The sequence below is a fragment of the Pseudoxanthomonas sp. P4_B2 genome (genome assembly GCF_056402315.1).
In genome coordinates this window covers 41,237-54,151 of sequence record NZ_JBFUHQ010000004.1, presented here as the reverse complement: position 1 = coordinate 54,151, position 12,915 = coordinate 41,237, and the positions used below count along the sequence as shown (strand labels likewise).

The window sequence follows — 12,915 nt, the reverse complement described above, 5'->3', positions numbered from 1 at the left end:
ATCAAGGAACCGCCTTCATGAACCAAATAGTCCCCGTTATTCTTTCTGGCGGTTCCGGAACTCGTTTGTGGCCTCTATCGCGTGAGTCTTACCCAAAACAGTTCCTGCCGCTTGTTGGCGACGACACGATGTTTCAGGCGACTTGGAAGCGAGTCACCTCTCTTGCCACTACTCGCCCTATCGTAATTGCGAACCATGAGCACCGGTTCATGGCGGCCGAGCAGCTGCGCGAAGCAGGTGTGGAACCGGCGGCGGTGATCCTGGAGCCAGTGGGTCGCAATACCGCCCCGGCAATCGCGATCGCAGCGCTGCAAGCAGTCAAGAGCTGGGGCGATGCGATACTGCTCGTGCTGCCCAGTGATCACGTGATTCTCGATGAACAAGCGTTCCACTATTCAGTACGACAAGCTTTGCCAGCGGTGCAATCAGGAAAACTTGTCACTTTCGGAATCAAGCCGACTTCCCCGGAAATCGGTTACGGCTATATCAAGGCGGGGTCCGGCGATGGCGTGCGTAGGATCGAACGTTTCGTCGAAAAGCCGGACAAGGCGATCGCCGAAAGCTATCTCGCTTCCGGTGCCTACCTATGGAACAGCGGCATGTTCCTATTCACCGCAAAACGTTACCTCGAAGAACTACGCAGCCTGCAGCCCGCGATTCTCGCCGCCTGTGAGCAAGCATTCGCGAAATCCACGATCGATAACGATTTCGTGCGCTTGCATGCGGAATCTTTCGAAGCCAGCCCCGACGATTCAATCGACTACGCGGTGATGGAGAAAACCAAGCACGCCGCCGTCATTGCCTTGGACGCGGGATGGAGCGACGTGGGATCCTGGAACGCGCTATGGGCCGTTTCACCCAAAGACGTGAATGGCAATGCGCATCACGGCGACGTCATCGATATCGACAGCAAAAACACCTATGCCTATGCAACGCGCCTGATTGCGACGGTGGGGCTGAAGGACGTCGTAATTATCGAGACCGACGACGCGATCCTAGTGGGCGACCGTCATCGCATTCAAGAGGTGAAAAATATCGTCACGAACATCAAAAGCACGGGCAGAAGCGAAGCCTTTGCCCATCGCAAGGTCTATCGCCCCTGGGGCGCATACGATTCGATTGACAATGGCCCCCGTTTCCAAGTCAAACGCATTTCGGTGAAGCCTGGCGCATCACTCAGCCTGCAGATGCACCACCATCGCGCCGAACATTGGATCGTCGTAAGCGGTACGGCCGAAGTAACGCGTGGCGAAGACGTCGTATTGCTGGGTGAGAACGAAAGCACTTACATCCCCTTGGGCGTGGTTCATCGTTTGCGCAATCCCGGCAAGCTGCCTTTAGAGCTGATCGAAGTGCAGTCCGGCAGTTATCTGGGCGAGGACGACATTCAGAGATTCGAAGATGTCTATGGCCGAACCACTTGAAATGCCGGCAGGACGCAGACGTTAGGATTCGGTGACGCCTTTCAGTTCAAGCAACCCGCGCGCGATGCGATCAGCATTGGCGATAATGGTCAAAGTGTGCGCCTTCGCTGGCAGGACTGGCAGACTGGCCCCGTCGATGGCATAGACGCCTGGCAAGCCGGCTATTTCCCCGTTGACTCTGCATTCGTGCGCCGCGGGCTCGTCTTTTATGGAAAGTGTGCCGGCGTAGTGGATATCAGCGCCCGGCTGACCTGCGACAAAACTTCCCGGCAGCATCCACGCGCCGAGCTTCCTGAAACTACGACGCAGCCGTTTTTCGGTTGAACGATACACCTCAGGCAAATCAGCGCTACTCCCCGCTTGTATGGTCATGCTTCTGTCCTTGTTCAGCACTGCCCTATGCGCGGATAGCGAACCGGGAAGAAAGACATTTCCCACCACGGCCATCGGCAACAGCGTCCTTAATAGAGGCAACCCGGCACGTCGAGTAATGGGCAGATATTTGAGGAACTCGGATACAGGCAACCCGGATGTCGAGAACAAATTTCCGAATGCCGACTGGCCTTCACTCACGCGTTCGAGCACGTAAGACAGTTGCGCAAGACCGAACGAAGGCTGGTGAATCTTTCCAAACATGCGAGGTTGGACGACCAGGAATGCGGCCATCGGATTGGAAAGCAACCTGACCGACTTCGGCGGCGAGTCGAGTGCATCCAGCGCCAATCGGGTGGAGGCGACAGTACCGGCGGCCAGCAGGACTTTCTCAGCCCGATAAAGGCGCTCTTCCCCACCCGAACGTCCGCGCAGCAACCATCCTTCTGCTTCCCTGATCAGTTCGATGGCCACGACTCCCTCCTCCAAACGCACGTTCGGCATACGTTTAAGCCGACTCAGATCATGGCTTGCCGACCATGTCGCGCCGCGCCTGCATCCCCACAAGCACATTCCACGCAGATCGCAAGCCTGACGCTCCTCCTTGTCCCTTGCCAATACCGCTACTCGCGCCCTGCCGAGCAGAAAGTCGTTTCGATCAAGCCTGCTGCGACGATCCCATAGCGCTTGGTGCTGGCGATCTAAGAGCAAAGGAGGATCTGAAAAATCGTCCAGACCGAAGTAGCCACTGAGCGAATCGTCGCTGGAGCCGCTCAAACCAATTCGCGTGGCGACCCGTGCGTACGACGAATGCATTTGCTTCAAGTCTGCCAACGGCCCCAACTCGCTCGCGTCAAATCGGCCGACGCCGCAACCCCAGGCGTTCGATAATCCTCCGCCAGCGAGCGCGCCCAGCAATTGAAACCCGCCTTCTGCTTGCAACTGATTCGCTTCCGCGTAACCTTCGAAGGTTGCGGCCAGCCCAGGCACTCTAAGTTTCGGCGACACACTGCCGGATGCGCGTAGCGATTGGAAACCCCGACCCAATTGCCAATGCCACTGCGTCGTGTCGTTGAAGCGGAGATCCAAATATCGCCCCTCTGGCGGCAGGTCGATGCCTCGCATCCCCGCATCGATCAAATGGACCGCTTGCCCGCGCTCGGCAAGCGCCAGAGCAGCGCTAGTTCCAGCCGGACCAGCCCCAACAATCAAAACGGGAATGAGAGACGGGCTCATTTGCCGGCTTTCGCGATGATAGAGGCAATAGGCCGGAGCACGCACGAACAGGCCTCGCTGAGACCCACCATCAACAAAGCCACCGTGGACCGCGCAAAGCTGGGCCGGCCCGACGCAATGAACTTGGCTGCGTCTTCTGTGCTGGTTTCGCACAGTCGATACATCATGTTCATTCGCCCCATCAAGGTTGCGGCACGGACTTCGCTACGGCTCTTCGGAGAGTCGAGCGCGGAAAGCAGTCTTGGGAACCGCAGCAGCATAGCGGGCAGATTTAGCGCAAGTGCTTGGTCTTGGGACATCAGCATGCGCGGATAATTTCGTACGCTCCAGATTCCGTCGTATCCACCAACTAAGGACCGCCTCATCGCAGCACCTTCCCTTAGCAAACGCCTTGACGGTCGCCCGGATCTCGATAGACCATCGCGTAAGTCGCGTAAGCAAATACCCAATTCCTCTAAGTCCGAATCACATTCCATGGCCTTCAGGGAAGTCAATGACTTCAAGCGCTCCGCGCCGATCTTTGGACCGAACAACTTGCCCACAATTAGCAATACCAATCTCAACACGGCGACCGGAACGGGTACCGGAATCGTAGTCGCGCGCACTCGGTACGATGCGATCGTCTTCAAGAAAACGTTGAACTGCATGGGCGGGCCGGCCACTGCGAACCAGCGTCCCTTTGCCCTTGGCAAGAAGAGTGCGTTGGCAATCGCCTCACACACATCATCCACGTGTACAGCTTGCACAAGGGGCGATGGGAGTAGGCATGGCCTTAGCTTCGTGCGCCGCATGAATGATGCCAGCACGCCGAACAGCCCGCTCTCTTGGCCTCCATAAACTAGGCCGGGACGAATCGCGATCGCACCCAGGGGCAATATCTTGCGCTCGATCGCCGCTTTTGTACGGCCATACTGTGAAGGAGCGGACGCCGATGCGGCCTGGCTGGATACGAACAGCAGAGGGATACTGCGCCGGCTGGCCACCTCCGCGAGCGCTGTGGCGAAAGCAATTTCCGCCGCGTGCGAGTCGTTGCCGGAGTCGGTATTGGCAGCCAGATGGATGATGGCATCCAGACCATCGATCGCGGATTCCTGGAGCGGCTGGCCGATATCGACTGGCCGATGCTCGGATGCTCCGCTTACCGCGCTCCTTCCCAAGCTCACCACGCACCAACCCCGGACCTGCAATTTGCGCAGCACAACTGAACCGATGTAGCCCGATGCGCCCAGAATGCCGACCTTACGCATCGTCCTTCCCCTGCAGTTTGCTCACGAACACTACGTGCTTGGAGAGAAGAAAGGTCACGCCTATACAAATCGCATCGGATATCACTTTAGCAACAACTGGATACTCGATCACACGCATCAGTAACGAGAGTATCAGTGTGGCAAGAGGGGTATTGAGCGCCAACAGGATCACGTAACGAATCGCCTGTTCGTTGCCTCCGCGTCCGCCCTGCAATCTGAAGGTTATTTTCCGATGGGCGAAGAAGGCGAAAGCGCCTGCGAGGATTTTGCCGGCGACATTCGCATATAGGGGGTTGCCGCCGGCGACGCTCGAGATCAGGAAAAAAGTGCCGAAGTCGATCGCATAAGCAAAGATCTGCACGCCCAAATAGCGCGAGAATGTCGCTAGCACGGGCTAAACCGCCTTTCTTTTACGCAGCACGATCACGCGGTGCAGCCCGAACACTGAGCGAACTGGCCACAGCACGCTCTCGACCAGCTTCAGTACAGGAAACAAGAAATCCGGCATCAGTGGTCTGAAGTTCAACCCCCCCGAGAACAGGTAACGCAGATAGTTGGGCAGCACGTCGCGGTGGACAATCTCCAGCCCCGGATTCTCTCGCTCGAAGCGTTCTAGGTCGCGATCGAAAATAAGCGAGCTCAGTGCTTGGTTGGCCCCGCTCATCGGACCGCCGACTTCAGTTTTCCAGGACACGGCATTCTTGTCGAATCCCTCGGAGGCAAACAGTTTCGGGTAGATAAGGCTGGCCACTGGTCCCGATGCGGGCTCGATGAGGATCGCCCCGCCGCCGGGTGTCAATGTGCGCGCGATTTCCGCAAAAAACGCCGAAGGGTCGGGAAAATGATGGAACACGTTCTGCAGGTAGAAGGCGTGGACGCTTTCGTTCGGCAGGTCCATGGCTTGCGCATCGAGTTGCGCGTCCAAGTGCTGCGCCAAGACGATGTCGGTCGCAAGCACCTCGGGCAGGCTTTCCTTGACCGGAAACACGCCCGCGCCAAGTTCGATCCGCTTGCCTTGTCCAGAAAGGAATTTTTCGTCCAACTGACTGAAAATTCCGTGGAACTCGCGGAACACGTCGCGAATCGAGCGTTTCCGTTCCAACACCAAACGATGCGCGTGAAAACGCTCAGAACCATCAACCGGGCAGCCGCGAACTTCCGGCTCCTGGATCTTCTCAAGTATGCCGTTCATTGCGCTCCTTCAAGGGCCTAATCGATAAGGAACCGGTTGAGTTCACGAGCCTGTTTCCTGCAAGGTCCGCCGAGGCAGCGGAGCCATAAGGTCCCTTCTGGCCAATCTAGGATGCAATGCCTGTCTAGGCACGCTGGCCGTGTCGTAACCAAGAAAGGCCAAGAAGAACTGCAATCCTGCAACTAGGCAGACCATCACGATCATGAGAGTGCCGACCGGGGTGCTCATGTGATTGCTGGCTGAGTTCGACCAGTTCCATGCCCCGAACACGCTTCCGAAGCCTATGAGGACCAGCGCCGCCACCAGCTCTACGGAGGCGATCGACATATCGCGCAAAAAGTAGTTGTAAGCGATGCGCTTGAACAGGTTCCGTACGTGCTTGACCATGAACTCGCCGACGATCTTGGAAACCCGCAGACCACTGACTTCGTCGCCGTAGCGCGCGTCCATAGGAATGTCCATTACTACTGCGCGCAGCGTGTTGAGCCGGAAAAGCATGTCGGTTTCGAAGAAATAGCGCTTGCTGATGGAGGCCATCGGCAGCCTTTTGGCCACTTCGGCATGGATGGCGGTGTAGCCGTTTGTAGGGTCAAAAACGTCCCAGTAGCCGCTGGATGCCTTTGCCATGAAGGAAAGGCTCAGGTTGCCTATCCGCCTCAACAAGGGCATCGATCTGATTTCCCGCAAGTCGTAGAAGCGATTGCCTTTCGTATAGTCAGCGTCGCCGTATAGGATGGGTGCAGCAAAGTTCCCTACCAAAGCTGGATCCATCTGGCCGTCGCCGTCTATTTTTACGATGACTGAAGCGCCTTCTACTATTGCTTGCCGATAGCCAGTCATCACCGCGCCGCCAACGCCTTCGTTTACTTCGCTGCGGAGGACGATAACGCGGTCATCTCTTACTTCGCGCTCGATGAAATCGCCGCTACCATCGGGACACGCATCGTCCACACAGTAGATCGCGTCCACTTCCGCTCCGATGGCAGAAACTACTTGGAGGATATGCCGGGTCACGCGATAGCATGGAATCACTACGGCGATTCCTGATTTCCAGAGGATGGCATTGCGGTCGATCATCTATGTGTCCAGTTAGCTCGCAAATTTGCGTAAGGGTCAAAGACATAACAGTGCCCGCGGCAGAAACTCAGCTCCGCCGCACCGGTCGCATCTGGCGTAGGGCGGCGGTTAACGGCCTGCGACTACGGTGGTTTCCCCGCTTGCGGGCCGGTTTCTGAAGTCAGTCTTACTCTGCTCAACGCCACCCCTAGACCACGGGGATCCTGCGGCGCACGGACCACGCTTGTTTTGAAATAGATGCGCTCGGCCGGGATTCCAGTTTCAAGAACCGTACTGTAGTCCGCCCCTTTGCTAGTCAGCCGCAACTGTTTGCTGGCGTCGCCCACGCTGACGGTGACCAGAGCGTCGGGGTGTCGATCGACGACCCAACCGAAGAACTCAACGCCAATCCTACCCTCAACTTTGGCAGGAAGATCCACATAAGCGTCCTGAGTCGCGGACCAGCTGCCCCATTCTTCAGCGGGGTTGAATCCGTGTAAGGCCCCCGATCCAGCCACACTCATGCCGACCTCGATCGGCGCCTTGTCCCATCCGCGCTTTTCGCCCACCACCGGCCACTTATACTTGTTGTCGAGCAGGTAGAGTTTTTGGTTTCCGAAGCTGAGTTCCGCCGCATTCGGTAGGTGCAGGGTGGCCGACTGTGGGGCCACTATCCAGCCGACGCCTGGGGGCACTTGCTTGATGTCGAAGTTACCGTCGGCCGGCAATGGCATCACATACTGTAGCGAGTTCATTTCCATAAGCAGATAAGCGGTTTCGCCGTATCGATTCGACGCTAAAACCAGTCCGCTGGCATCGGGTACGGGGCCCAGAAAATCTCTCAACCCATCCGCGGCATCTACAGTCGGACCATTAGTTTGGTTGTGGTACTGGAGCCAATTGGACATCTGCACGTGCGATGCAGTGAAAACCGCCGACAGGTAAATCGCGTATGCCAAGACCTTTGCGCGCCCGAAGAATAGGCTGGCCCAGCAAAACAGCCCCACTACCAGAATGAACGCGCAGGTCCACGAGGACGCGCCTGGCAAACCCCAATGCGTCAAGGAAGGAGTGAAGAATCCGAAAACGTCCGGATAATCCCAAGGATAAAGCTTGTACAGGTGCCGGCCCTGCCAGGCAAAACTCGCCAGGGCGATCACACCCAGCACGGCCGGAATCTTTTGGCTGGCGCTCCTGCACCACCAAAACGAATATGCGAGCAGAAACGGCAGGAGCGACTCCAGATATCGCCCGTGCAGACGATACTTCTCGAACTCGCTGGTCGATCCAGCGGATTGTGTGAATGCGGCGATCATCGATATCAAGGCGATGGCGAGCAGTATCACGAACACGGCGAAGTACTGCGCGGACTCGGCGGAAGCCGGCGGTTCGTCGATCGGCACGTCGCGCACTTTTCTTAGCCATCGCGAACCGTTCATGCAAATTGCATACAAACCGGGTGCGAAAAGCGCGGTCAATACCCAGACGTGCCCACCGACGTAATCGAGCATGCCGTGCAGGTTCTCCCACAGATAGCCGGCGTTGCCCAGTCGTTGCAGATAGCTCGCATAGATGCCCGAAACCAAGGCTCCGCCCTGCGCGTCAGACGCTGTTCCTATCAACTTCTTGCAGGCAAGCACCACGGCGAAGCTGGTGGCGAAAAAAGCCAGTGAACGAGCGAATGCGTCGATAGCGCGTGCGGCAACCGATCCCCGCCTCGCGAAAAACCCGACGATCAGCACATACACGCCACCAGCGAGGATGGCCGCCACCCCGTGTGGTTTGAATAGATAGCCCAATCCCGCGAAGAGGGCACCCGTAACGACCCATCCGTAGCCAAATCTAGTACCGGCAACCACCAAGCAATAAGCAAGCAGGTAAAGGCAAAGCTGCAATTCAACTTCAGGCAACAACGTTGTCGAATAGAACGAAAATGGCATCGCCAGGTATAGCAGCGTTGAAACGAGCGCCGTGCCTCGATCGAACAAACGCAGGAAGGTCGCATGCAATACGAAGGCGCAAAGTACGAACAGCAGCGCGTTGAAGACCCTTCCCACGGTCTGTGCGCGCTGATTAGATACACTGGTCCAGAAATCATAAAAGAATGGGTATAACTTGGTGTCGAGCGACTGCAGGCCAGGATCCAGTCGATAAAGCTCGGTCTTCTCACTTACATGGGCGGCGTTGGCGAGGTATGCATATTCGTCGCTGGCCATGACAGGCGAGTCAACCGCCAGTATTCTGGCCAGCAACAAAATGAACGTGACAAAGACTGCCGCTATCAACAGCCTTGGTATCTGTTGCCCCAGGCGCAAGTCGGATAATGTCGTTATAGCCAGCATTGACCTTCTCACGCGTCCATTCTGGCGTGGCGCGCCTTCAAGGAGAAACGGAACGATGACAACCGCCGCACGCCTTGGCGCAACGGCTGTCGCAGCAACCAGTTAGTTCAAAACGATTGCACGCCCGTTGTCGCAAACCACCAAGGTGGAATCGCGCAAATAGGCAACAATCGCCGAGTAATCGCCGGCCGGCAGACCTGCCACGTCCACGTCGCCGCTGAAACCGGTCTTGACGAGCTCCGGAGCGCCGCCATAGAGGCTCTGCACGTCGGTGCGGTCGATGTTCTGGGCCAGTTCGTATTCCCACATCCTGGTTTGCGCTCCTTTAGAAATCAGGCGCAGGAAAAGCTTGGTCGGTGGCTTCTTAGTCGCATCGTCGAAGGCCCAGCCGCTGACCGTGAGCTTACGCCCAGCGATGGCGATCGGCTTGGCGTCGGGCACTAGCGTACTGCCGATCATCTCCAAGTTGCAGGTCGCCGAAGCCTGTGGCGAGCCGAATTCGTTGGCTGACAATTCCTTCAAACCGGTGGAGGTCGAGGCGGCGGTAGGCGTAGCCGCAGGTGTTGGTGCCACGGCGGTGCTGCCAGCAGGCTCGGGACGGTTACAGGCTGCCAGCGCCACGCAGAGGAGAACGGGGTAGATCGTACGCATAAATGCCTCGTTTACTTGGATTCGGGACTAGGCGGAGCCGGCGGCGCTGCCTCGTTTGGTGCTTGTGTTGACATACAGATTTCGACTCACGAACTACAACTTCCGCGCCGCGAAAATCACAGGCCAAGCATGTCCATCAGGAAAAGGACAACCATCCGACAACACGCCTTCAACCGGATTGAAGCAAAAAAGGATGCCAGCGCCCGGGAACCCGGCATCCCGGATCACGGGAAGGAAGTCCCAGCCGAACTGCGTGTACACCAGCGCCCCGCTTCCATCGACAGGATTGCCATGATAACAGGGCTCAAGTTCGTGAATTAATTCGCCGTCACGCAACCTGGCTCTCACAATTGACTCTTCGAGCTCTTCGTAGAACGGAGTAGAAAACAGCAGCCAGCCGCCCGGCTTCAGCACGCGATTGCATTCCCGAAGCGCTAGTGCAGGGTCAGGCACATGCTCCAGCACGTCGAAGTGCATGATCAGATCCAAGGATTGGTCCGCGAACGACAGGTCCAGCATGCTTTCGTGTCTGACATCCTGCCCCATTGACATCACCACCTCGCCCGGGACGTACTGGTGCCCCAGATACTCGCTGCCACTCAGATTCTCGATCCGAAGTTGCATCAGGGGAAACAAGGGCGTCACGCGCTCGAGGATAGCGGCCTCGCCCACGGCCGAATCGGTCGCAAGCAAGCCATCGACGGCGGCAAGAATTCCTCGCATTCGTCCATTCATTCCGCATTCACATATGAGACCTTCCAACGTATTTGCCCAATCACCGGGAGGCGTTTCAGGCTGCCGGAACCACTGCCAGCGCTGGCAGCCCCTACAATAACCATGGGCGCCGCCACGTTCGCGAACCGAAGTCTCCATAGCTTGGGCCAGAGACGACATGAACCCGAACACGTGCACCGCCTCCGTGCGATCGGCCAGCCATCTCACCCCGCCCGCTTCCCAGCGAAATGCCACCGGATCGGCAGAATTCTCCTTTGCAAAGTTGCCGCTGAGCTTGGATGTCATTTAGCTAGACCTTGCAAGGATCGTTATCGACCGGAAAAAGGACGCAAGCCTGAAGAACCCTTGTATATGGGTCCCGTGCGGCACGCTTCCTGCGAGCAAACGGTATCATATGGGGTTACCACAAACGAATCTGCCGACTCTCGAACCGAGCTGGCGCCGCGAACCCAAGAACGTGAAAACACTTTCCTCAGCGAACACTACCTATCCTATTGGAATCGCGTCCCTATGCCGGTCGGCCTGGAGCAACAGGAACCTCATAGTCACGCTGTGCCGGAGAGATGTAGTCGCCAGGTACCGAGGATCGGCGCTCGGCTTGTTCTGGTCCGTGCTGACGCCTTTGTTGATGCTCGCCATCTATACGTTCGTATTTACAGAAATATTTCGCATGCGGTGGGGCGAGGCTACCGGCTCGCGCGACTTCGCCTTGATGCTTTTCGCCGGCATGCTCGTTTTCGCATTCGTGTCCGAAGTAGTTTCGCGCGCACCATCGATGGTCGTGGGCAACCCAAATCTGGTCAAGAAAATCGTATTTCCTTTGGAAATACAGGCTTGGGTCGTGGTGGCTTCCGGCATGTTTCAACTGGCTGTCAACTTCCTGGTGTTGATGGCCGCGTTCGTGCTGGTCAAAGGATTTCCATATTGGACAGTGTTATGGCTACCAGCCCTGCTGGTGCCGTTATGTCTGCTCGGACTCGGGAGCGTATGGTTGCTTTCTTCGTTAGGTGTTTTTGTCAGAGACATCAGCCAAATCGTCGGCTTGGTGATAACCGCAACGATGTTTCTGTCGCCGTTGTTCTACCCGGTGACCGCTATTCCGGAACAGTACCGCATTTTCTTCTATTTGAATCCATTGACCTTTCTCATCGAGCAAGCCCGTCTGATCCTTGTTCTCGGTTCGCCGCCTGATTGGCCACGCATGGCGCTGTTCACGCTGGCCATGCTCGCTTTCGCGTGGATTGGATTCTGGTTCTTTCAGCGTACTCGCCGAGGATTCGCCGATGTCCTCTGAGAAAGCGATACTCGTCCAGGGAATCAGCAAGTGCTACAACATCTACGCAAACCCAATTGATAGATTGAAGCAATCCTTCTATCCGCGTGCGGCCGTGCTCGCCGGCAAGTTGGGCGGGCAGTCCCTTGCGGGCTCCTTACAAGGCAAGCAGCGTTACAGTGAATTCTGGGCGCTGCGGGACGTAACTTTTGACATCAATAGGGGAGAAACCGTTGGCGTTGTTGGGAAGAACGGCTCGGGAAAATCCACCCTCCTACAGATGATCGCCGGCACTCTGACTCCAACCTCCGGCGATATTTCCGTGCGTGGCCGGATCGCGGCGCTGCTGGAGCTCGGTTCAGGCTTCAATCCCGATTTCACCGGCATGGAGAACATCAGGTTCAACGCAGCCGTCCTGGGTCTCACACCTGCGGAAATAGACAGCCGCATGGATGCGATCATCGAGTTTGCCGACATAGGTGAGTTTCTTCACCGGCCGGTGAAGACGTACTCCAGCGGCATGATCGTGCGTCTTGCGTTCGCCGTACAAGCACAGGTCGAACCCGATATTCTGATCGTCGATGAAGCCTTGGCAGTAGGCGACGCGAAATTCCAGTCAAAATGCTTCGCGCGTCTGGATGCCTTGAAGGAAGCCGGAACTTCTATACTCTTCGTATCGCATTCCACTGAACAAATCGTCAGCCACTGCGATCGCGCGATACTTCTGCACGAAGGAGAAGTTAAGCAGCAAGGACGGCCTAAAGACGTCGTCCACACTTATCTCGAGCTGCTATTCGGCGGCAATCGTGTCGTACGATCGATCGCGATAGAGACGGAGCCGGCTCAGGACGATTCCGAGCCGCCGACAGTCGTGGGGGCGGAAAAAGCGGAGACCAGTGGCAATGCTTTCGCCAGCAGGCCCAATTACAATCCCTACGAGTTCCGTTGGGGCGATGGCGCAGCGCAGATCAACGATTTCCGTCTGATCGGTCCCAATGGCGCCTACCCCACCACGGTCGAATGCGGTGCGGCACTCAGGCTCGTACTGGGCGTCTCGTTCAACCAGAACGTATCGCGACCGATATTCGGACTGACAGTCAAGACCAAAGACGGCATCACTGTCTACGGAACCAACTCGGAGATGATCTCGACAGAAGCCGGATCGCAGGTAAGTGGCCGTGCTGGCACCGGCTGCCAAGTGGTCTTCGCATTCGATTGCTTGCTCGGCCCCGGCGATTATTTTCTCTCCGTCGGCGTTGCCAGCCGCGATGGTGAGGATGTGGCCCCTCATGATCGACGCTACGACTCGATACACCTAAACGTATTGGGAACCGGCTTCTTCGGTATGGCCATGCTCAACGTCAACCTACAAGCAAATGAGTAGACC

The 12,915-nt window shown here is 57.0% G+C and carries 11 protein-coding genes; 3 read left to right on the top strand and 8 right to left on the bottom strand.

All coding sequences use genetic code 11. From position 1 onward, the window contains the following. Positions 1 to 17 precede the first annotated feature (17 nt). Positions 18 to 1,424 carry a mannose-1-phosphate guanylyltransferase/mannose-6-phosphate isomerase gene (locus AC1DTQ_RS11445; protein ID WP_477849754.1) on the top strand — a complete coding sequence of 469 codons (1,407 nt, stop codon included), beginning with the start codon at positions 18 to 20 and terminating at the stop codon, positions 1,422 to 1,424. 21 nt (positions 1,425 to 1,445) lie between these two features. Here the strand turns inward: AC1DTQ_RS11445 and AC1DTQ_RS11440 are convergent, their stop codons facing one another. From AC1DTQ_RS11440 to AC1DTQ_RS11405, 8 genes are all read right to left on the bottom strand, one after another. After that, positions 1,446 to 3,032, bottom strand: coding sequence for an FAD-binding protein (locus tag AC1DTQ_RS11440; RefSeq protein ID WP_477849753.1), 1,587 nt, complete (start codon positions 3,030 to 3,032; stop codon positions 1,446 to 1,448). Continuing rightward, positions 3,029 to 4,279 (bottom strand): NAD-dependent epimerase/dehydratase family protein, encoded by a 1,251-nt coding sequence (locus tag AC1DTQ_RS11435; RefSeq protein WP_477849752.1) that lies wholly within the window; start codon positions 4,277 to 4,279, stop codon positions 3,029 to 3,031. Before AC1DTQ_RS11435 ends, AC1DTQ_RS11440 begins: the two co-directional genes overlap by 4 nt. After that, positions 4,272 to 4,670 carry a GtrA family protein gene (locus AC1DTQ_RS11430; RefSeq protein WP_477849751.1) on the bottom strand — a complete coding sequence of 133 codons (399 nt, stop codon included), beginning with the start codon at positions 4,668 to 4,670 and terminating at the stop codon, positions 4,272 to 4,274. Before AC1DTQ_RS11430 ends, AC1DTQ_RS11435 begins: the two co-directional genes overlap by 8 nt. Positions 4,671 to 4,673: 3 nt before the next feature. After that, on the bottom strand, positions 4,674 to 5,471 hold the full coding sequence (locus tag AC1DTQ_RS11425) for a class I SAM-dependent methyltransferase (protein WP_477849749.1): 798 nt from the start codon (positions 5,469 to 5,471) through the stop codon (positions 4,674 to 4,676). A 42-nt stretch (positions 5,472 to 5,513) separates the two neighbouring features. Then, positions 5,514 to 6,548 (bottom strand): glycosyltransferase family 2 protein, encoded by a 1,035-nt coding sequence (locus tag AC1DTQ_RS11420; protein WP_477849747.1) that lies wholly within the window; start codon positions 6,546 to 6,548, stop codon positions 5,514 to 5,516. A 122-nt stretch (positions 6,549 to 6,670) separates the two neighbouring features. Further along, positions 6,671 to 8,743 carry a glycosyltransferase family 39 protein gene (locus tag AC1DTQ_RS11415; protein WP_477849746.1) on the bottom strand — a complete coding sequence of 691 codons (2,073 nt, stop codon included), beginning with the start codon at positions 8,741 to 8,743 and terminating at the stop codon, positions 6,671 to 6,673. Between the two features lie 228 nt (positions 8,744 to 8,971). Then, positions 8,972 to 9,520: a hypothetical protein gene (locus tag AC1DTQ_RS11410; protein WP_477849745.1), complete on the bottom strand. Its 549-nt coding sequence runs from the start codon at positions 9,518 to 9,520 to the stop codon at positions 8,972 to 8,974. A 93-nt stretch (positions 9,521 to 9,613) separates the two neighbouring features. Next, the gene (locus AC1DTQ_RS11405) at positions 9,614 to 10,540 is read right to left on the bottom strand and encodes a class I SAM-dependent methyltransferase (protein WP_477849744.1); all 927 of its coding nucleotides are present in this window, start codon (positions 10,538 to 10,540) and stop codon (positions 9,614 to 9,616) included. 208 nt (positions 10,541 to 10,748) lie between these two features. On the opposite strand from AC1DTQ_RS11405, the gene AC1DTQ_RS11400 reads away from it, so the two are divergent. Continuing rightward, positions 10,749 to 11,549, top strand: a complete 801-nt coding sequence (locus tag AC1DTQ_RS11400; RefSeq protein ID WP_477850066.1) for an ABC transporter permease — start codon at positions 10,749 to 10,751, stop codon at positions 11,547 to 11,549. Then, positions 11,539 to 12,912 (top strand): ABC transporter ATP-binding protein, encoded by a 1,374-nt coding sequence (locus tag AC1DTQ_RS11395; protein WP_477849743.1) that lies wholly within the window; start codon positions 11,539 to 11,541, stop codon positions 12,910 to 12,912. The genes AC1DTQ_RS11400 and AC1DTQ_RS11395 overlap by 11 nt, the downstream gene beginning before the upstream one ends. Positions 12,913 to 12,915: the final 3 nt, after the last annotated feature.